A 20,164-nucleotide genomic window follows, 5' to 3' on the forward strand; every position below is an offset into this window, starting at 1 on the left:
CTAGGCGCGGTACGCGCTCCACATGCTCTTCATGCGGGAAACCTGACCCGCCGTGAACTGGTACATGCAGGAGTCGTACGTGTAGTCCATGAAGTTGTGGATCGGGTCGACGCCCGTCTTGTTGGTGCAGCTGTCGCGGCCGGTCGGGCACTCGAACGCCGCGCTCTTCTCGGCCGGGGTGTCGGACACGGAGTCGCCGCTGCCCGAGCAGCCGCCCTGGAAGGTGTGGTACAGGCCCATCCAGTGGCCGACCTCGTGGGTGCCGGTGTCGCCCTCGTTGTAGTTGGCTGCGGAGCCGCCCGGCAGCGAGGTGTTGAGCAGGACGACGCCGTCCATCTTGGGCTGGGAGGCGTAGGAGCTCGGGAAGGTCGCCCAGCCGAGCAGGCCGCCGCCGAGGTTGGCGGTGTAGATGTTCAGCGCGTTCGCGCCGCCCTTGCGCAGGGTGTTCTTCATGTCCTTCTCGGCCTGGGTGCCGTCGGACACGTTGTACCAGGAGGCGTTGTCGGTGTAGTCGGTGCCGGCCAGGGAGAACTGGTAGCCGGAGTCGACGTTGCCGGTGCCCTGGCCGCTGTAGGCGGAGTTGAGGACCGCGATCTGGTTGTTGATGTCCGTGGCGGTCAGCTTGCCGGCGGTGCCGGAGGTGATGACGTGCACGTACACCGGGATGGTCGTCGCGGCGGTGGCCTCGGCGGCGCGCATCATGCGCTGCGGGCCCAGCTCGGCGCTCTTCTTCGCCAGGTCGGCGTCCATGGCCTTGGCCTGGGCGTCCGTCACCTCGTTGGGCTCGGCCGCGTGCTGGTCCTTCGGGCGGGCGACGCGGGCGTTGGCGGCGGTGCCGGCGTCGGCACAGGCCTCTGCGCCGGTCTGGGGGGCCGCGGCCACGGTCGTGGGGGCCGTGAGCGGGGCGAACGCCAGGGTTCCGGCCAGAACGGCCGTGCCCATGAGGCGGCGTCGGAGCATGGGGGATATGCGGGCGGAAGCGCGCACGTTGACTCCTCGCGAAGCGTGGTGGGGGGTGAGGGATTTCCTCACGCTGGCGCGAAGCTTATGTGTCCATGTCATGCACTGAGCAAGCCCTTTAAGTAAAAGATTTGTTGCTTCTGAGGGCGGAGGGGCTCCTGGTCTGCACCAGGAGCCCCTCTGAACAGCAGAATTGACAGACAGTCAGAAGATCGTCAGCTGACCGGCTGGTACGCCCGCTCCACCTTCTGCGTGCCGTTCGGCGTGCGGTACGAGCGGGCCCATGCGGCCGTCGCGGCCGGATTCCGCTTGTCGGACACCACGAAGTAGTCCATCTGCGAGCGCTCGGGCGTCACGTCCAGCACCCCGTAGCCGTGGGAGTCCATGTCCAGCCACTTCACGTGCCAGTTGGCCGCCTTGACGGCCGCCTCCGCTACCAGTGACGCGGTGTCCGCCGGCACGTGCAGGAGGTCGTCGATGTTGTCGGAGGTCACCGACGTCACCACGAACTCGGTGGCCGCGGTACCCGACCCCGGGTACGTCGCCATGTTCATCGGGACCTCGTTCGCCCACGCCATGTGGATGTCGCCGGTCAGGAACACCGTGTTCTTGATCTTCTGGTCCTTGAGATGGGCCAGCAGCTCCTTGCGGTCGTCCGTGTAGCCGTCCCACTGGTCCACGTTGACCGCGAGGCCGCCCTCGGGCAGGCCCAGCAGCTTCGCCAGCGGGGCCAGCAGGTGCGCGGGCAGCGAGGCGAAGGCCACCGGCGAGATCATCACCGAGGTGCCGACCAGCTTCCAGGTCGCGTTCGAGCCGGCGAGGCCCGACTTGAGCCAGTCGAGCTGGGCGCGCCCGGTGATGGTGCGCTCCGGGTCGTCCACGCCGCCGCTGCCTGTCTTGGCCTGCTGGGAGCGGAAGCTGCGCAGGTCCAGCAGGTGCAGATCGGCCAGGGTGCCGAAGCGCAGCCGCCGGTAGACGGTGCCGGCGGTGGAGGTGCGTACGGGCATCCACTCGAAGTACGCCTGCTTGGCGGCGGCCGCGCGGGCCGCCCACTCGCCCTCGGCGCCCGGCGTGTGGTTCTCCGCGCCGCCCGACCAGGCGTCGTTGGCGAACTCGTGGTCGTCCCATATCGCGACGATCGCGTGCGCGGCGTGCAGGGCCTGGAGGTCGGCGTCGGTCTTGTACGTGCCGTGCCGGGTCCGGTAGTCGGCGAGGGTGAGTATCTCGTGCCGTGGCTCGTGCGCGCGTACGACGTACTTCGCCTCGGGGTAGGCCCCGTTCGCGTACTCGTAGACGTAGTCGCCGAGGTGCAGGATCGCGGTCAGGTCGGTACGGGCGGCCAGGTGGCGGTAGGCCGAGAAGTAGCCGGCCTCCCAGTTGGCGCAGGAGACCACGCCGAAGCGGACGCCGGGCGTCGTCGCGTCGTGGCCCGGGGCGGTCAGGGTGCGCCCGACCGGGGAGACGGCGCCGCCGGCGGTGAACCGGTAGAAGTACGGGGTCTGCGGCCGCAGTCCGCGTACATCCGCCTTGACCGTGTGGTCGGAGGCGGCGGTCGCCGTGACCGAACCGCTCACGACGATCCGTGAGAAGGCCTTGTCCTCGGCGACCTCCCAGGTCACCTGGGTGGCCGGGCCGGTGCCGGAGCCGGGCATGGCATCGGGGGTGGGGGTCACACGGGTCCACAGCAGGATCCCGTCGGGCAGCGGGTCGCCGGAGGCGACGCCGTGGAGGAAGGCGGGCCCGTTCGAGGCCGCCGACGCGGGGGAGGCGCCCAGTGCGGCCGTCGCGAAGGGCGCGAGGGCGGCGGTGGCGGCAGCGGCCTTGACGACCGTACGGCGGCGCGGAGTTGCCGCAGTGGGGGAGGGGAGATGACTGGTCACGGACCGGCATATTACTGACGGGTACAGCTGTTGGAACACCCCTGTGCAAGCAACGGGCAGGCGAACTCTCAGAGTCCGCCTGCCCGTTGGCTCGGTCCGCTACGAGGGGATCAGCCCGCGATGGCCTTGTCGACCGCGGCCGTGAACTCCTCCGGCGCCATCTTGATCTCGATCTTCTTGCCGTCCATCTTCAGCGACGGGGTGCCCTCGAGGCCGCTCTTCTCGAAGAGCTTCGACATCTCGAGCGCCCAGCGGTTGTACGTACCGTCCTCGACGGCCTTCTTGAACTCGGCGTTGCCCTTGAGCGCCGGCACCTGGTCCGCGATCTTCAGCAGGTAGTCGTCCTTGCCGAACTTGTCGTCGCGCTCCTCCGGGTGGTTCTCCTTGGAGTACAGGGCGGTCTTGTACTCCAGGAACGCCTCGGGGCTGACGTTCAGCGCCGCGCCCAGCGCGCTCAGCGCGTTCTTCGAACCGCTGCCGCCGAAGCCCTTGTCGAGGAAGGTGGCGCCGACGTACTGGATCTTGTACTTGCCGGCGTCCAGGTCCTTCTTGATCTGCGGGCCCACGCTCTGCTCGAACTGGGAGCAGACCGGGCAGCGCGCGTCCTCGTAGAGCTCGAGGGTCTTCTTGGCGTCGGCCTTGCCTATGACGACGGTGGTGCCGTTGTCACCCGTGGTGTTCTTCGGGGCGACCAGCGTGGCGTCGGCGGCCTTGTCCCACTCGCCGGGCTGGTTGGCCTGCACGACCAGGTAGCCGACGCCGCCGGCCACGGCCAGGGTGGCGACGACGGCGCAGGCCACCAGGATCTGGCGGCGCACCTTGGCCTTCTTGGCCTGCTTCTCGCGTTCGGCGCGCAGCCGCTCGCGGGCCGCCGCCTTGTTCGCCTGGCTGTTGCGTGAACTCATGGTGATCTCCGTGGGGTGTGACACAAGGAAGGGGGGACTGCGTACGGGTGTCAGGCGCAGACGAGCGCGCCGCGTACGGGAGGTCCCCGGCGTCCCACGGAGTGGGCGGGGAAGCGGGTACGGGCCCCCGCGCCCGGAAGGGCCGGGCGCAGCACCCGCCGCACCGGGCCGGCGGCGGCTGCCGCCGAGGCCGTCGCCAGCAGCAGAGGCCGGAACGCGAAGGCGGCCACCGCGCGCAGCAGCTGGCCCAGCGCGCGCTCCCCGTACCGCAGCCAGGCCGCGGCGGACAGTCCGACCGAGACGTGCGCGCCGAGCAGCAGCCACGGGGTCCAGGGTCCGGGCGAGGCCAGCAGGGCCACCGCGTCGGGGACGGCTCCGGGCACCTCGGCCAGCGGCCCGCCCAGCGGCGGCCCGCCGCACAGTTCGTCCAGCCCCAGCGCCCGCAGCGGCCCGGCGACGGGGCCGCCGGCCGGGCCGTAGCAGACGTGCTGCCCGGCGGTGAAGACCGTGTCGGCGGCCAGCTCCAGCGGAACCAGCAGCCCGGCGATGGGACCGAAGCCCCGCTCGCGGCCCGCCAGCGCGTACGTGAGCAGGAACACGCCGGTGAAGGCCCCGGCCGCCGGCGCGGGCGGCAGCGGGACCCGGGACATGAGGACGTGCGAGCCGGCCGAGAGCAGCACGACGAATGCGCTGAACAGCGCGGCCCGCAGCCCCCGGAGTCCTGCCCTCGATATGTCCATCGCCGCGAGTCTGCCACGAGTACCTGTGAATACGGGTCCCAGGTCCCTTACGGCCCGGGGCCCGCGGCCTGAAGTGCTCACTGCAGCAAGGTGCTCAGTGCATGATGCGGCCGTTGCGGAACAGGTCCACGAAGATCTGGTGGTCGGCGCGGGCCCGGGCGCCGTACACGTGTGCGAAGTCGACCAGCAGCTCCGCGAAGCCCTCCTCGTCCGCCGCGATCGCCGCGTCGATGGCCCGCTCGGTGGAGAAGGGGACCAGCGAGTGCCCGCTCTCGGCCTCGTCGGCCGAGGCGTGCATGGTCGCCGTCGCCCTGCCCAGGTCCGCGACCACGGCCGCGATCTCCTCCGGGTCGTCCAGGTCCGACCAGTCCAGGTCCACCGCGTACGGGGAGACCTCGGCCACCAGCTGCCCGGAGCCGTCCAGCTCGGTCCAGCCCAGCCAGGGGTCGGCGTGCGCCTGGAGGGCGCGCTGGGAGATCACCGTGCGGTGTCCCTCGTGCCGGAAGTAGTCCCGTACCGCCCGGTCGGTGATGTGCCGGGACACCGCGGGGGTCTGCGCCTGCTTGAGGTAGATCACGACGTCGTTCTCCAGGGCGTCGCTGTGCCCCTCCAGCAGGATGTTGTACGAGGGCAGGCCGGCCGATCCGATCCCGACGCCCCGGCGGCCCACCACGTCCTTGACCCGGTAGGAGTCCGGCCGGACCAGGGACTCGTCGGGCAGGGTCTCCAGGTACCCGTCGAAGGCGGCCAGCACCTTGTACCGGGTGGCCGCGTCCAGCTCGATCGAGCCCCCGCCGGAGGTGAAGCGGCGCTCGTAGTCGCGGATCTCGGTCATCGAGTCCAGCAGGGAGAAGCGGGTGCGGGAGCGGGCCGAGCGCAGGGCCGTCAGCAGCGGGCCCTCGGCGGTGTCCAGGGTGAAGGAGGGCACCTCCTCGTGCTTCGCGCCCGTCGCGAGGCGGTGGATCCGCTCCCTGTAGGCGCCCGCGTAGGTCCGCACCAGTTCGGTGATCTGCTCGTCGCTGAGCGCCTTGGTGTAGCCGATCAGGGCGACGGAGGCCGCGAACCGCTTGAGGTCCCAGGTGAACGGGCCGACGTACGCCTCGTCGAAGTCGTTCACGTTGAAGATCAGCCGGCCGTTGGAGTCCATGTACGTGCCGAAGTTCTCGGCGTGCAGGTCGCCGTGGATCCAGACCCGGCCGGTCCGCTCGTCCAGGTAGGGGCCGCCGTGCCGGTCCCGCTCCAGGTCGGCGTAGAAGAGGCAGGCCGTGCCCCGGTAGAAGGCGAACGCGGAGGCGGCCATCTTGCGGAATTTGACCTGGAAGGCGGCGGGGTCGGCAGCCAGGAGCTCACCGAAAGCGGTGTCGAACACATCGAGTATCTGCTCGGCGCGCTGCTCGTTCGTCGTCTCGGGAACCGCCATGGCGGATGCCTCCTGGTGCACGGGGTGGTACAGGTTCTGACCGACTGGACGTCGGGTGGGTCGTCCTGGTTCTGCAACGCCCGACCGTACCCCGCAGCGCCGGTGATCTGTCACTCCTGGGACGTAGGATTCATAGCTGCCGCCGCCCCCACTGTCAGGAGCCTCCCGCCGTGACCAAGCAGCCGTTCACGCACCTGCACGTCCACACCCAGTACTCGCTGCTGGACGGTGCCGCGCGGCTCAAGGACATGTTCAACGCGTGCAACGAAATGGGCATGACGCACATCGCCATGTCCGACCACGGCAACCTGCACGGGGCGTACGACTTCTTCCACTCCGCCCAGAAGGCCGGGATCACCCCGATCATCGGCATCGAGGCGTACGTCGCACCCGAGTCCCGGCGCAACAAGCGCCGCATCCAGTGGGGCCAGCCCCACCAGAAGCGCGACGACGTGTCCGGTTCCGGTGGCTACACCCACAAGACGATCTGGGCGGCGAACGCCACCGGCCTGCACAACCTCTTCCGGCTGTCCTCCGACGCTTACGCCGAGGGCTGGCTCACGAAGTGGCCGCGCATGGACAAGGAGACCATCAGCAAGTGGTCCGAGGGGCTGATCGCCTCCACCGGCTGCCCCTCCGGCGAGCTCCAGACCCGCCTGCGCCTCGGCCAGTTCGACGAGGCCCTGAAGTCGGCCTCCGAGTACCAGGACATCTTCGGCAAGGACCGGTACTTCCTGGAGCTGATGGACCACGGCATCGAGATCGAGCGCCGCGTCCGCGACGGCCTGCTGGAGATCGGCAAGAAGCTCGGCATCCCGCCGCTGGTCACGAACGACTCGCACTACACGTACGCGAGCGAGGCCGGCGCCCACGACGCGCTGCTCTGCATCCAGACCGGCAAGAACCTCTCGGACCCCGACCGCTTCCGCTTCGACGGCACCGGCTACTACCTGAAGTCGACCGACGAGATGTACGCGATCGACTCCTCGGACGCCTGGCAGGAGGGCTGCGCCAACACGAAGCTGGTCGCGGACCAGATCGACACCGAGGGCATGTTCAAGTTCCGGAACCTGATGCCGAAGTTCGACATCCCGGAGGGCCACACCGAGGTCAGCTGGTTCCGCGAGGAGACCATGCGCGGCATGCACCGCCGCTACCCCGGAGGCATCCCGGACGACCGGATGAAGCAGGCCGAGTACGAGATGGACACGATCATCTCGATGGGCTTCCCGGGCTACTTCCTCGTGGTCGCCGACTTCATCATGTGGGCCAAGAACCAGGGCATCGCGGTGGGCCCGGGCCGAGGCTCCGCGGCCGGCTCGATCGTCGCGTACGCCATGGGCATCACCGACCTCGACCCGCTCACCCACGGCCTGATCTTCGAGCGGTTCCTGAACCCCGAGCGCGTCTCCATGCCCGATGTCGACATCGACTTCGACGAGCGTCGGCGCGTCGAGGTGATCAGGTACGTGACCGAGAAGTACGGCGCCGACAAGGTCGCCATGATCGGCACGTACGGCACCATCAAGGCCAAGAACGCGATCAAGGACTCGGCCCGGGTCCTCGGCTACCCCTACGCCATGGGCGACCGGCTCACCAAGGCCATGCCCGCCGACGTCCTCGGCAAGGGCATTCCGCTTTCCGGCATCCTCGACCCCTCGCACCCCCGCTACGGCGAGGCCGGCGAGATCCGCGGGATGTACGAGAACGAGCCGGACGTCAAGAAGGTCATCGACACCGCCCGCGGCGTGGAGGGCCTGGTCCGCCAGATGGGCGTGCACGCCGCCGGCGTGATCATGTCCAGCGAGACGATCACCGACCACGTGCCCGTCTGGGTGCGGCACACCGACGGCGTCACCATCACCCAGTGGGACTACCCGAGCTGCGAGTCGCTCGGCCTGCTGAAGATGGACTTCCTCGGCCTGCGCAACCTCACGATCATGGACGACGCCGTCAAGATGGTGAAGGCCAACAAGGGGATCGACATCGATCTCCTGGCCCTGCCGCTCGACGACCCCAAGACCTTCGAACTGCTCGGCCGCGGCGACACCCTCGGCGTCTTCCAGTTCGACGGCGGGCCCATGCGCTCCCTGCTGCGCCTGATGAAGCCCGACAACTTCGAGGACATCTCCGCCGTCTCGGCCCTGTACCGGCCGGGCCCGATGGGCATGAACTCGCACACGAACTACGCCCTGCGCAAGAACAAGCAGCAGGAGATCACCCCGATCCACCCGGAGCTGGAGGGTCCGCTCGAAGAGGTGCTCGCGGTCACCTACGGCCTGATCGTCTACCAGGAGCAGGTGCAGAAGGCCGCCCAGATCATCGCCGGGTACTCGCTCGGCGAGGCCGACATCCTGCGCCGCGTGATGGGCAAGAAGAAGCCCGAGGAGCTGGCGAAGAACTTCGTCATCTTCCAGGAGGGTGCGAAGAGGAACGGCTACAGCGACCAGGCCATCCAGGCCCTGTGGGACGTCCTGGTCCCCTTCGCCGGCTACGCCTTCAACAAGGCCCACTCCGCCGCGTACGGCCTGGTCTCCTACTGGACCGCCTACCTCAAGGCCAACTTCCCGGCCGAGTACATGGCGGGTCTCCTCACCTCGGTCAAGGACGACAAGGACAAGTCCGCGATCTACCTGAACGAGTGCCGGCGCATGGGCATCAAGGTGCTCCCGCCGAACGTGAACGAGTCCGAGCCGAACTTCGCCGCCCAGGGCGACGACGTGATCCTCTTCGGCCTCACCGCCGTGCGCAACGTCGGCCAGAACGTCGTCGAGTCGATCATCAAGACCAGGAAGGCCAAGGGGAAGTACTCCACGTTCCCGGACTTCCTGGACAAGGTCGAGGCCGTCGTCTGCAACAAGCGCACCGTCGAGTCGCTGATCAAGGCCGGCGCCTTCGACGAGATGGGCCACACCCGCAAGGGCCTGGTCGCCCACCATGAATCGATGATCGACAACGTGGTCGCGGTCAAGCGCAAGGAGGCCGAGGGGCAGTTCGACCTCTTCGGCGGAATGGGTGACGAGGGCGCGAGCGACGAGCCCGGCTTCGGGCTCGACGTCGAGTTCTCGGACGTCGAGTGGGAGAAGTCCTACCTGCTCGCCCAGGAGCGCGAGATGCTCGGCCTGTACGTCTCCGACCACCCGCTCTTCGGCCTGGAGCACGTGCTCTCCGACAAGACGGACGCCGGAATCTCCCAGCTGACCGGCGGCGAGCACTCCGACGGCGCCGTCGTCACCATCGGCGGCATCATCTCGGGCCTCCAGCGCAAGATGACCAAGCAGGGCAACGCCTGGGCCATCGCCACCGTCGAGGACCTCGCCGGATCCATCGAGTGCATGTTCTTCCCCGCGACCTACCAGCTCGTCTCCACCCAGCTGGTCGAGGACACCGTCGTCTTCGTCAAGGGCCGCCTCGACAAGCGCGAGGACGTACCCCGTCTCGTCGCCATGGAGATGATGGTCCCCGACCTCTCCTCGGCCGGGACGAACGCACCCGTCGTCCTCACCATCCCGACGGTCAAGGTCACTCCTCCGATGGTCACCCGGTTGGGCGAGATCCTTCGCCACCACAAGGGCAACACCGAGGTCCGGATCAAGCTCCAGGGACCGCGGACCACCACCGTGCTGCGCCTCGACAAGCACCGGGTCCAGCCCGACCCGGCGCTCTTCGGCGACCTCAAGGTGCTCCTCGGGCCGTCCTGCCTGGCCGGATGACGCCGCTCGCAGGGGCCTGCGTACGGAGTCGCATGTGAAGAAGGGCGCGCCCAGAGCTCTGGGCGCGCCCTCGTGCGCGGTGCTCGCGGAGGCGTCAGTTGTGGCCGAACTTCTTCTGCTTGCCCTTGCGGGCCATGTCCATCGGACTGGGGCTGCCGCCGGACGGCTCGGACACGGATGCCGTCGAGCTCTTCGACGGATCCTGCGACGACGAGCGGGCCTGCTGCTTCTGCTCATGCTGGCGGTTCTTGTTCTTGGCCATGGTGGAGCCTCCGTGAGGGTCTAGGGGCCAGGACCGCCTTCACCCTCACACGCCACCACAAACCGCGCATTTTGGATCTTCGCTGCGCGTGGCCGGGAACCCGGTTTCGCAAACGCCCGCAGGATCCGCCACGCCGATGATCGAGTTCCGGCCGTCAACATCCTTGCGGTCGGGCAGACTCGGGGAACCCGCGACAAACACAGAGGATCCCCAGGGAAGAGGGTGGTACGCGTGGACCGCTGCGTCGTCCTGGTGGACGCCGGCTATCTGCTGGGCGCCGCCGCCAGTCTTCTCGCCGGAGAGCCCTCCCGCTCCCGCATCACCGTGGACCATGCCGCCCTCATCCAGGGCCTGCGCGAACGGGCCGAGGCCGACACCGAGCAGCCCCTGCTGCGGATCTACTGGTTCGACGGCGCACCCGACCGGGTACCCCAGCCCGAGCACCGGCGGCTGCGCGTCATGCCGCGCGTCACCGTCCGCCTCGGCGCCCTGACCCGCAGCGACGGCCGCTGGGCGCAGAAGGGCGTGGACGCCGCCATGCACGCCGAGCTCACCGAGCTGGCCCGCAACCGCGCCTGCTCCGACGTCGTACTCGTCACGGGCGACGGGGACCTGCTGCCCGGCCTGATGTCCGCCAAGGAACACGGGGTCGCCGTCCACCTGTGGGCCGTCCAGGCCGCCGACGGCGACTACAACCAGTCGGAGGACCTCGTCGCCGAAGCCGACGAACGCCGCGTCCTGGACCGGGCCTGGATCACCCGGGCCGTCCGCGCCAAGGACCTCGCCGGACTGTGCGCACCCCCGCCCGCCCCGCGCCCCGAGATCGCCGCGATCCTCTCCGCCCCGCTGCCCGAGGCGGCCCTCGCCGAGGCTGCCCGCAGCGCCGGCGGCAACGGAGCCGGAGCCCCCGCCCCCGCCGCGCCCGAGGGCAGCGGCGCCCCCGTGCCCGCACCCGCCGCCGGGGGCAAGACCGTCCCCACGCCCAAGGACCTCGCCGGCTCGCTGCGCGCCCCCGGCCAGCAGCCCGGCCCCTCCGGCGCCCACGGCGCCGCGGCCCAGCAGCCCCCGGCCGGCAGCGCCCTGCGCTGGTCCTCCGACAAGGGCTGGATCGACCGGGCCGGACCGCTGGGCGAACCCGCCGAGACCGCCTCGCTGCCCACCCTCGCCCAGCTCACCAGCGCCGAACAGCGCTGGGCCGACCGCGAGGAGGACATCACCACCGTCGGCGGCGACCCCTTCGAGGTCGGCCAGGTCTTCGCCCGGCGCTGGATGGAACGCCTCCCGGAGACCGTCCACCTGCAGAAACTCGCCACGATGTACCCGCGGATCCCGCACCGCATCGACGGGGAGCTGCTGCGCTACGCCGCCCGGTTCGGGCTGCTCGCCCACAAGGACGACCAGATCGACGAGCACGACCGCTACGCCATCCGCGCCGGGTTCTGGCGGGAGATCGACGTCCGCGCGGCCGCCGAGCACGTGGCCGTCACACCCTCCGCCGCGCCCGCGGGGCCGCCGACCCCGGCAGCGGAGTAGGGGCCGAAGCCGCGTAGGCTGCTCCCTCGTGAGTACGGGCACAGCATCAGCACGACCGAGCACGGCAGCGGCCGCGGACGCGGCCTTCGACGTGGTCTGCGTGGTGCGTGACCTGGTCAAGACGTACCCCGCGGTACGGGGCCGGCGCGGGGCCCCCGCCCTGCCCGAGACCCGGGCCACCGACGGGATCTCCCTGGACGTCAGGCGCGGCGAGATCTTCGGCCTGCTCGGCCCCAACGGCGCCGGCAAGTCCACCCTGGTCCGGCAGCTGACCGGCCTGCTGCGGCCCGACGCGGGCGCCGTGACCCTGCTCGGCCACGACCTCGTACGCCACCCCGAGCGGGCGGCCCGGCTGCTCGCCTACCTGGGGCAGGAGTCGACCGCCCTCGACGAGCTCACGGTGGCGCTGGCCGCCGAGACCACGGGACGGCTGCGCGGGCTCGACGCACGGGCGGCGCGGGCCGAGCGGGACGCCGTGCTCGAGGAACTCGGGCTGACCCCGATCGCCGGGCGGCCCCTGAAGAAACTTTCCGGCGGGCAGCGGCGCCTCGCCTGCTTCGCCGCCGCACTGGTGGGGGAGCGGCCCGTGCTGGTCCTCGACGAGCCCACCACCGGCATGGACCCCGTGGCCCGGCGGGCCGTGTGGGCGGCCGTGGACCGGCGGCGCGCCCGGCACGGGGCCACCGTCCTGCTCGTCACGCACAACGTCATCGAGGCCGAGACCGTCCTGGACCGGGTCGCCGTCATCGACCAGGGCCGGGTCATCGCCTGCGACACCCCGGCCGGGCTGAAGGCCCGCGTCTCCGGCGAGGTCCGGCTGGAGCTGGTGTGGCGCACCGCGCCGCCGCTGGACGTCCCCGAGGTCGCGGCGCTCGCGCCGACGGCCGCCGAAGCCGGGCGCCGGTGGGTGCTGCGGCTGGAGCCCGACGAGGCGCGCGCCGCGGTGGCCGCGGTGACCGGCGGGCCGGCCTTCGCCGCCCTGGACGACTTCACGCTGGCGACCCCGAGCCTGGAGGACGTCTACCTCGCGCTGGGCGGGCGTACGACGAAGGGCCTGGTGAAGTCGTGAGCACCACTGCTGTCGGCGGCGCCGTCGGGGTGCTCGCACCGCGGGCGCGGCTCTTCCCCGCGCTGGCCGCCGTGTACCGGGCGCAGCTGTCCCGCGCCCGCGTGTCCCGGATCCCGCTGTTGTTCGTCGCCACCTTCCAGTCCGTCGGGATCATGATCCTGATGCGGGGCGTGGTGGACGGCGGCTCGGAGGCGCGGGCGGTAGTCGCGGGCTCGTCCGTGCTGGTCGTCGCCTTCGTCGCGCTGAACCTGCTCGCGCAGTACTTCGGGCAGCTGCGGGCCAGCGGCGGGCTGGACCACTACGCCACGCTGCCCGTGCCGCCCGCCTCGGTGGTGCTGGGCGCGGCCGCCGCGTACGCCTCCTTCACGCTGCCGGGCACGCTGGTGACGGCGGTGTTCGGCTGCCTGCTGTTCGGGCTGCCGATGGGCGGGCTGTGGATCCTGGCCGCGGTGGTGCCGCTGGCCGGGGCCGCGCTAGCCGGGCTGGGCGCGGCGCTGGGACTGCTGGCACCGCGGCAGGAGCTGGCCACGCTCGCCGGGCAGCTCGGGATGTCGGCGGCGCTGCTGCTGGGAGTGCTGCCGCCGGAGCGGATGCCGGACGCGATCGTGTGGGCGCGGGACCTGCTGCCGTCGACGTACGGGGTGGAGGCCTTCGCGCGGACGTTCGCGCCGCATCCGGACTGGGCGGCGGTCGGGCTGGACCTCGGGGTGTGCGGGGCGGTGGGGGTCCTCTCGCTGGCCGCGGCGACGTGGGCGTACCGGCGGGCGTCGGTCCGCTGAGCCGAAGCCGCTGACGCCGGCGCGCCGGGCACCTGGCACGATGTGGGGGTGACCGAAGCCGTGACCACGCCGTCCCCGTTCGAACCGCCGCTGCCGCCCGGGAAGCCGGGCGGCTCCGCCGCGGGCATCACCCCGGGGGACCTCCGCGACGGGGCCGCCGTGGCCCTGGTGACCGGGGTGGCCGGGGTGCTGCTCGGCCTGCTGTGGGTGTGGCTGGCGCCGAGGGCGCAGTACGTGTCGAACGGCGAGGCCGTCTTCCTGCGGAGCAGCGAGAGCGAGGCCCGGATAGGGGCCGACGGGACGTTCTTCATGCTGTCGCTCGGCTTCGGCGTGCTGACCGCCGTGCTCGTGTTCCTGTGGCGGAGGCGGGGCGGTGTCCCGCTGGTCGTCGGCCTGGCGATCGGGTCCGGCTTCGCCGCGCTGGTGGGGTGGCGGCTGGGGCTGTGGCTGGGGCCGTCGGCGGATGTGGCCGCGGCTGCGCTGAAGGCGGGCAAGGGGGTGCCGTTCGATGCGCCGCTGCTGTTGCTGGCGCGGGGGGTGCTGCTGGTCTGGCCGATGGTCGCCGTGGCCGTCCACCTCGGCCTGACGGCCCTCTGGTCCCCCCAGGACCCGGACCCGTCCGACGCCGCCGCCGACCCGGCGTATGGGATCTATCCCCCGCCCTACGTCCACGGGACGCCCGCGTCGGCCCGGTCGACCCCGCCGGACGAGTCGTACCCGTCGGGCCGGCCCAACCCGCCGGACCCTTCCGCGCCGGAACCTCCGCGAGGCTGACCGCCAGGCCGGTCCGGGGCCGCTGCGCAGCCTAGTGGCGGGCGATGGGGGCCAGGGTGGCGCCCGTCAAGGTCGTCAGGGTGGTGGGCGGGAGCTCGACCTCCAGGCCCCGGCGGCCCGCCGAAATGCAGATCGTGGCGTGCCCGGACGCCGACTCGTCCACCACCGTGCGGAGCCGCCTGCGCTGCCCCAGCGGGGAGATGCCGCCCAGCACGTACCCCGTCGTGCGTTCCGCCAGCGCCGGGTCCGCCATCGCCGCCCGCTTCCCCGAGACGGCCGCGGCCAGCGCCTTCAGGTCCAGGCTGCCCGACACCGGGACCACCGCCACCGTCAGCACGCCGTCCACGTCCGCGACCAGCGTCTTGAAGACCCGGTCCGGTGACACCCCCATCGCCTGCGCCGCCTCCTCGCCGTACGAGGAGTGTGCCGGGTCGTGCTCGTACGCGTGCACCGTGAACTCCGCCCGGGCAGTGGTCAGGGCCGCGATCGCCGGAGTACCCGCGGGGGCTTTCTTCTTCGCCATCAGTCCTTCGCCATCGGTTCGGGCGCCATCAGTTCGGGCTCGTCGGCGCGCGCGTCAGGTCCACCGCCGGGAGCGACGGGAGGTGGCGGATCACAGCCGTCTCCGCGCGCAGCAGCTTCAGTTCCTCCGCGAGCCGCGTCGCCGTGTCCGGCGCCTGCAGCAGCCGCTGCTTCGCCGGGATGTCCAGTACGGCCGCCGCCGCCACGAGGTACGAGACCACCGACGGCTCGTCCGGCAGGTCCGCGGGCGAGGACAGCGACCGCTCCCGCGCCCCGGCCAGCCGCTTCTGGTAGTTCCGGAAGGCCCGCAGGACCCCCTCCGCCAGCGCCCCCGCGCCGTCGCCCCCGTCCTCCGGTAGCTCCTCCAGCTCCGCGACCAGGTACGGGCCCGAGGAGTCCACCGACAGCAGGCGCACCCGCGTCGTACCGGTCGCGAGGACCTCGAAGCTGCCGTCCTCCCGCTCCCGGATCGTCGCCGCGTCCGCGATGCAGCCCACCCGGTGGAAGGCCTGGATCGGGTCCGGGCCGAAGCCCGCCGTCGGGCCGCGTTCGGGCAGGGCCGTCTGGTCCGGCAGGCCGGGCGCGGTCGGCGCGACCTCCCGGCCGTCGCGGATCGCGACGACCGCGAAGCGGCGCGGTTCGTCGTCGCCCGTCTTCAGCAGCTCCCGCATCATGGCGCGATAACGCTCCTCGAAGACGTTCAGCGGGAGGACGAGTCCCGGGAACAGCACCGAGTTCAGGGGGAAGAGGGGCAGGCGAACGGTGGTCACGAGGCACAGGGTAGTGGCCGCGGGCCAGGGCCTGTCACCTCAGTTGTTCCCGGCCTTCCCCTCATCCCCGCCTCAGCAGACGCGATGCTCCCGCCGCCACCGTCGTCGCAAGGATCCAGCCCAGCAGGACCAGGGCCGTCGAGCCCCACTGCCAGCCGCCCTCCACCTTCCACTGGCCCTCCTGGCCGAGATCGATGACCGGGAGCAGCAGGTCCAGCGCGTACAGCGCCGCCTCCCAGTTCGGGTGCTCGTCCGCCTTGATCGGCGGCGGCTCGTGCCGGGAGAAGAGCAGTGCGCCCGCCGCCCACAGCACCGCCATCCACAGCGCGGCCCGGCCCGGCCGGTACCCGTACGCCACCGTCCAGTCCTGGAGGTACCCCCACGCCTTGAGCGCCGGCGGCAGGGTGGCCCGGCGCCGCCGCTGCTTGGCGAGCAGCACCTCGCGGGCGTCCGCGTCCTCGCCGCTGGCGCGCAGTACGCTCGCCAGCCGCTCGTACGGCTCCGGCGAGTACTCCGCAGTGGCCGCCGTCACCCACTCCAGCCGGCGCGCCAGCGGGAAGTGGCCGCGGGGCGCGAGGTTCTCGTACGCGAACCCCTCGATCGACACGCCGCCCTGGCCGGGCCAGCTGGTGGAGGTGTCGACCAGCTTGACCACCTTCGCCCCCGACAGCACCACCCGCCCCCGCTCCGGCCGCTCCCCGACGAACCGCAGCTCGGGCGTCTGGATCCGGCGCAGCGACACCTCCTGCTCGTCGGTCAGCGTGAACCGGGCGCCGTAGAAGTCGACCGCGTCGCCGAAGCGGCCGTCGTCCAGGCGCAGCCCGCCCCGGCACTCGAAGCGCTGGGCCCGCTGCCCGCGCGCCGGGGTCTGGCCCAGCCCGTACGGGGGAGTGGAGGAGCCGGAGTCGCCGAGGACGTAGTCCAGGGCGATCGACGTCAGGTACAGGGTCCGCTCGACGGTCAGCTGCGGGGCGTTCAGCGCGCGCCGCCCGTACGGGTTGCGCAGCCGCGCCCCGCGCAGGTTCATCGACACGCCGACCTTCGCGCCGCGCAGACTCACCTCCCCGTACGTCTCCAGCAGCTCGCCCTGGAAGTCCTGCGCGACCGACATCCCGTCCGCGGCGATGGCCCGGCCCTTGTTGTCCCGCTGCACCACGGCCTGGCTGATCAGCAGGTCGGTGCCGATCTGTGCGTCGGTCAGCCGGATCCCGCGGGCCACCCGGCAGCGCGGCAGGTGCAGATCGCCCTCGGTGTGCAGCCGGGAGGCGTCCAGCCGGGGTATCGCGCAGTTGACCAGGCGCAGGGTGACGAACCGGGTCTCGGACAGCTGGACCTCGCTGTCGAAGCGGCAGGACTGGAGTTCGACGTACGGCTGCACCGTGCCGCCGGACAGGTCGAGGCGCCCGGTGATCCGTACGCCGCGCAGTTTCAGCGAGGCCACCCGGCCCGGCACCGGCGGCGGCCCGTGGAGCAGCAGCAGCGCCACCACCTGGGCACGGACAATGCGCCCCGCGCCCCACACCCGGTCGCCGTGCGGATCGTCCTCGTCGGCGGCGCGGGCGCTGAGATCGCACACGCTGCCCGTCCGGTACGCCTGCCACATGCGGCGTTCGGGACCGGTGAGATCCGCGGGCTCCTCGTCCGGCCGTGCCTCCGCCATGGCGGCCCCCCTCCGCTGTGCATACGTGTACGGGGAACGCTAAGGGGCGGCGGTGACAACCGGGGCGTGTATCAGCCAGTGATACGGGCGGACGGTGGCGGGAGGCGGTCTGAGAGAATTGGGAGGTGATCTCTCGTATCGACCTGCGCGGTGCCGCCCTCCCCGAGGGCGGCGCCCTGCGCGATCTGCTGCCCCGTGCCGAGTTCGACGTAGAAGCTGCCCTGGAGAAGGTGCGGCCCATCTGCGAGGACGTCCATCATCGTGGCACGGCGGCGCTGATCGAGTACGCGCAGAAGTTCGACGGGGTGGAGCTCTCGCAGGTCAGGGTCCCTGCCGAGGCACTCAAGAGTGCGCTCGACGAGCTCGACCCGGCCGTCCGCGCCGCCCTCGAGGAGTCCATCCGGCGCGCCCGGATCGTGCACCGCGAGCAGCGCCGCACCGAGCACACCACCCAGGTGGTCCCCGGCGGCACCGTGACCGAGAAATGGGTTCCGGTCGAGCGCGTGGGCCTGTACGCGCCCGGCGGCCGTTCCGTGTACCCGTCCTCCGTCGTCATGAACGTCGTCCCGGCGCAGGAGGCGGGCGTCGAGTCGATCGCGCTCGCGTCCCCGCCGCAGAGGCCCGCTTTTGAAGGAGACCCGGCCGGCGGCCTGCCGCACCCGACGATCCTCGCCGCCTGCGCGCTGCTCGGCGTCGACGAGGTGTACGCGGCCGGCGGCGCCCAGGCCGTCGCGATGTTCGCGTACGGGACGGAAGACTGCCTGCCCACCAACATGGTGACCGGCCCCGGCAACGTCTGGGTCGCCGCCGCCAAGCGCTACTTCACTGGGAAGATCGGCATCGACACCGAGGCCGGCCCGACGGAGATCGCGGTCCTCGCGGACTCCACGGCCGACCCGGTGCACGTCGCCGCCGACCTGATCAGCCAGGCCGAGCACGACCCGCTGGCCGCCGCCGTGCTCGTCACGGACTCCGAGGAGCTCGCGGCCGCCGTCGAGCGGGAGCTGGAGCCGCAGGTCGCGGCCACCAAGCACGTCGAGGACCGGATCAAGCCGGCCCTCGCGGGCAAGCAGTCCGCGATCGTGCTGGTCGACAGCCTGGAGGACGGCCTCAAGGTCGTCGACGCGTACGGAGCCGAGCACCTGGAGATCCAGACCGCCGATGCCGCGGCCTGGGCCGCCCGCGTCCGGAACGCCGGTGCGATCTTCGTCGGCCCGTGGGCCCCGGTCTCGCTCGGCGACTACTGCGCCGGGTCGAACCACGTGCTGCCCACCGGCGGCTGCGCCTGCCACTCCTCCGGCCTGTCCGTGCAGTCCTTCCTGCGCGGCATCCACATCGTCGACTACACGCGCGACGCCCTCGCCGAGGTCACCCACCACGTGGTGACGCTGGCCGAGGCCGAGGACCTGCCGGCGCACGGCGCGGCCCTGAAGGCCCGCTTCGGCTGGAAGGTGCCGCAGTCATGACCGGCAACTCCTCCGTGTCCCCCTGGGACGAGCTCCCCATCCGCGACGAGCTGCGCGGCAAGACCCCGTACGGTGCCCCCCAGCTCGACGTGCCCGTCCAGCTGAACACCAACGAGAACCCGTACGAGCTCCCCGAGGAACTGGTCCGGCGCATCGCCGAGCGCGTTTCCGAGGCCGCCCGCACCCTCAACCGCTACCCCGACCGGGACGCGATCGAGCTGCGGACCGCCCTGGCCGCCTACCTCACCCGCACCGGCAAGCACCCGGTCGCGCGGGAGAACGTATGGGCCGCCAACGGCTCCAACGAGGTCATCCAGCAGCTGCTGCAGACCTTCGGCGGGCCCGGCCGCACCGCGATCGGCTTCGAGCCCTCGTACTCCATGCACGCGCTGATCGCCCGGGGAACCGGCACGGGCTGGATCTCCGGGCCGCGCCGGGAGGACTTCACGATCGACGTGGCGGCGGCCGAGCAGGCCATCGCCGAGAACGCGCCCGACGTCGTCTTCATCACCTCGCCCAACAACCCCACGGGGACCGCGGTCGAGGCGGAGACGGTCCTCGCCCTGTACGAGGCCGCGCAGGCGGCCAAGCCGTCCCTGGTCATCGTGGACGAGGCGTACGTCGAGTTCAGCCACCGGGACTCGCTCCTGCCGCTGATCGAGGGCCGCCCGCACCTGGTGGTCTCCCGGACCATGTCCAAGGCCTTCGGCGCCGCCGGGCTGCGCCTGGGCTACCTGGCCGCGCACCCGGCCGTGGTCGACGCCGTCCAGCTCGTACGCCTGCCGTACCACCTGTCGGCCGTCACCCAGGCGACCGCGCTGGCCGCCCTGGAGCACACCGACACCCTGCTCGGCTACGTCGAGCAGCTCAAGGCCGAACGGGACCGCCTCGTCACCGAGCTGCGGGCGATCGGCTGCGAGGTCACCGAGTCCGACGCGAACTTCATCCAGTTCGGGAAGTTCGAGGACTCGCACACCGCCTGGCAGAAGATCCTCGACCAGGGTGTCCTGGTCAGGGACAACGGCGTACCGGGCTGGCTGCGGGTCACCGCCGGCACTCCGGCCGAGAACGACGCGTTCCTGGAAGCGGTTCGCGCACTGAAGAAGGAGCAGCACGCATGAGCCGCATCGGACGGGTCGAACGGACCACGAAGGAGACCTCGGTCCTCGTCGAGATAAACCTCGACGGCACCGGCAAGGTCGACGTCTCGACGGGCGTGGGCTTCTACGACCACATGCTCGACCAGCTCGGCCGCCACGGCCTCTTCGACCTCACGGTCAAGACGGACGGCGACCTGCACATCGACAGCCACCACACCATCGAGGACACCGCCCTCGCGCTCGGCGCCGCCTTCAAGCAGGCCCTCGGCGACAAGGTCGGCATCTACCGCTTCGGCAACTGCACCGTGCCGCTCGACGAGTCCCTCGCCCAGGTGACCGTCGACCTGTCCGGCCGCCCGTACCTCGTGCACACCGAGCCCGAGAACATGGCGCCGATGATCGGCGAGTACGACACGACGATGACCCGGCACATCTTCGAGTCGTTCGTCGCGCAGGCCCAGATCGCCCTGCACATCCACGTCCCGTACGGCCGTAACGCCCACCACATCGTGGAATGCCAGTTCAAGGCCCTCGCGCGCGCCCTGCGCTACGCGGCCGAGTTCGACCCGCGCGCCGCCGGAATCCTGCCCTCCACGAAGGGCGCCCTCTAG

17 protein-coding genes are annotated in these 20,164 nt (G+C 71.3%); 8 read left to right on the plus strand and 9 right to left on the minus strand.

All coding sequences use genetic code 11. From position 1 onward, the window contains the following. The 5 genes from IF09_RS0104000 to IF09_RS0104020 all read right to left on the minus strand — a co-directional run bounded on the left by IF09_RS0104000 (position 1) and on the right by IF09_RS0104020 (position 5,905). A complete protein-coding gene (locus IF09_RS0104000; RefSeq protein ID WP_030291929.1) occupies positions 1–942 on the minus strand; it encodes a zinc metalloprotease in 942 nt (313 codons plus the stop codon). 233 nt (positions 943–1,175) lie between these two features. Then, a complete protein-coding gene (locus IF09_RS0104005; RefSeq protein WP_030291931.1) occupies positions 1,176–2,840 on the minus strand; it encodes an alkaline phosphatase D family protein in 1,665 nt (554 codons plus the stop codon). 110 nt (positions 2,841–2,950) lie between these two features. Beyond that, complete coding sequence (locus tag IF09_RS0104010; protein ID WP_030291938.1) at positions 2,951–3,745, minus strand: DsbA family protein; 795 nt, start codon at positions 3,743–3,745, stop codon at positions 2,951–2,953. 50 nt (positions 3,746–3,795) lie between these two features. Further along, positions 3,796–4,485: a hypothetical protein gene (locus IF09_RS0104015; protein ID WP_030291940.1), complete on the minus strand. Its 690-nt coding sequence runs from the start codon at positions 4,483–4,485 to the stop codon at positions 3,796–3,798. A 94-nt stretch (positions 4,486–4,579) separates the two neighbouring features. After that, on the minus strand, positions 4,580–5,905 hold the full coding sequence (locus IF09_RS0104020; protein ID WP_030291941.1) for a DUF2252 domain-containing protein: 1,326 nt from the start codon (positions 5,903–5,905) through the stop codon (positions 4,580–4,582). A 170-nt stretch (positions 5,906–6,075) separates the two neighbouring features. Between IF09_RS0104020 and dnaE the strand changes: the two genes are divergently transcribed. After that, complete coding sequence (dnaE, locus tag IF09_RS0104025) at positions 6,076–9,618, plus strand: DNA polymerase III subunit alpha (protein WP_030291942.1); 3,543 nt, start codon at positions 6,076–6,078, stop codon at positions 9,616–9,618. A 94-nt stretch (positions 9,619–9,712) separates the two neighbouring features. On the opposite strand, the gene IF09_RS46215 is transcribed toward dnaE, so the two are convergent. Continuing rightward, on the minus strand, positions 9,713–9,880 hold the full coding sequence (locus IF09_RS46215) for a hypothetical protein (protein ID WP_199920390.1): 168 nt from the start codon (positions 9,878–9,880) through the stop codon (positions 9,713–9,715). 222 nt (positions 9,881–10,102) lie between these two features. Here IF09_RS46215 and IF09_RS0104035 point away from each other — a divergent pair, with 222 nt between their 5' ends. Genes IF09_RS0104035 through IF09_RS0104050 form a run of 4 tightly spaced genes read left to right on the plus strand, consistent with a single transcriptional unit; the run spans position 10,103 to position 14,035 of the window. Beyond that, on the plus strand, positions 10,103–11,413 hold the full coding sequence (locus IF09_RS0104035; RefSeq protein WP_051832066.1) for an NYN domain-containing protein: 1,311 nt from the start codon (positions 10,103–10,105) through the stop codon (positions 11,411–11,413). 28 nt (positions 11,414–11,441) lie between these two features. Next, on the plus strand, positions 11,442–12,482 hold the full coding sequence (locus tag IF09_RS0104040; RefSeq protein WP_418953015.1) for an ABC transporter ATP-binding protein: 1,041 nt from the start codon (positions 11,442–11,444) through the stop codon (positions 12,480–12,482). Next, the gene (locus IF09_RS0104045) at positions 12,479–13,261 is read left to right on the plus strand and encodes an ABC transporter permease (protein ID WP_030291948.1); all 783 of its coding nucleotides are present in this window, start codon (positions 12,479–12,481) and stop codon (positions 13,259–13,261) included. The genes IF09_RS0104040 and IF09_RS0104045 overlap by 4 nt, the downstream gene beginning before the upstream one ends. A gap of 48 nt (positions 13,262–13,309) precedes the next feature. Then, the gene (locus tag IF09_RS0104050; RefSeq protein WP_063607308.1) at positions 13,310–14,035 is read left to right on the plus strand and encodes a DUF2567 domain-containing protein; all 726 of its coding nucleotides are present in this window, start codon (positions 13,310–13,312) and stop codon (positions 14,033–14,035) included. 31 nt (positions 14,036–14,066) lie between these two features. Here the strand turns inward: IF09_RS0104050 and ybaK are convergent, their stop codons facing one another. From ybaK to IF09_RS0104065, 3 genes are all read right to left on the minus strand, one after another. After that, the gene (gene ybaK / locus IF09_RS0104055; RefSeq protein WP_030291954.1) at positions 14,067–14,558 is read right to left on the minus strand and encodes a Cys-tRNA(Pro) deacylase; all 492 of its coding nucleotides are present in this window, start codon (positions 14,556–14,558) and stop codon (positions 14,067–14,069) included. 28 nt (positions 14,559–14,586) lie between these two features. Then, positions 14,587–15,327 (minus strand): LON peptidase substrate-binding domain-containing protein, encoded by a 741-nt coding sequence (locus tag IF09_RS0104060; RefSeq protein ID WP_030291956.1) that lies wholly within the window; start codon positions 15,325–15,327, stop codon positions 14,587–14,589. A 61-nt stretch (positions 15,328–15,388) separates the two neighbouring features. Beyond that, the gene (locus IF09_RS0104065) at positions 15,389–16,987 is read right to left on the minus strand and encodes an oxidoreductase (protein WP_030291958.1); all 1,599 of its coding nucleotides are present in this window, start codon (positions 16,985–16,987) and stop codon (positions 15,389–15,391) included. A 125-nt stretch (positions 16,988–17,112) separates the two neighbouring features. Between IF09_RS0104065 and hisD the strand changes: the two genes are divergently transcribed. Genes hisD through hisB form a run of 3 tightly spaced genes read left to right on the plus strand, consistent with a single transcriptional unit; the run spans position 17,113 to position 20,164 of the window. Beyond that, positions 17,113–18,453 (plus strand): histidinol dehydrogenase, encoded by a 1,341-nt coding sequence (gene hisD, locus IF09_RS0104070; protein WP_030291960.1) that lies wholly within the window; start codon positions 17,113–17,115, stop codon positions 18,451–18,453. Next, positions 18,450–19,574 carry a histidinol-phosphate transaminase gene (locus tag IF09_RS0104075; protein ID WP_030291962.1) on the plus strand — a complete coding sequence of 375 codons (1,125 nt, stop codon included), beginning with the start codon at positions 18,450–18,452 and terminating at the stop codon, positions 19,572–19,574. Before hisD ends, IF09_RS0104075 begins: the two co-directional genes overlap by 4 nt. Next, positions 19,571–20,164, plus strand: coding sequence for an imidazoleglycerol-phosphate dehydratase HisB (gene hisB / locus IF09_RS0104080; protein ID WP_030155936.1), 594 nt, complete (start codon positions 19,571–19,573; stop codon positions 20,162–20,164). The genes IF09_RS0104075 and hisB overlap by 4 nt, the downstream gene beginning before the upstream one ends.

The organism is Streptomyces katrae (assembly GCF_000717655.1).
GTDB lineage: Bacteria > Actinomycetota > Actinomycetes > Streptomycetales > Streptomycetaceae > Streptomyces > Streptomyces katrae_B.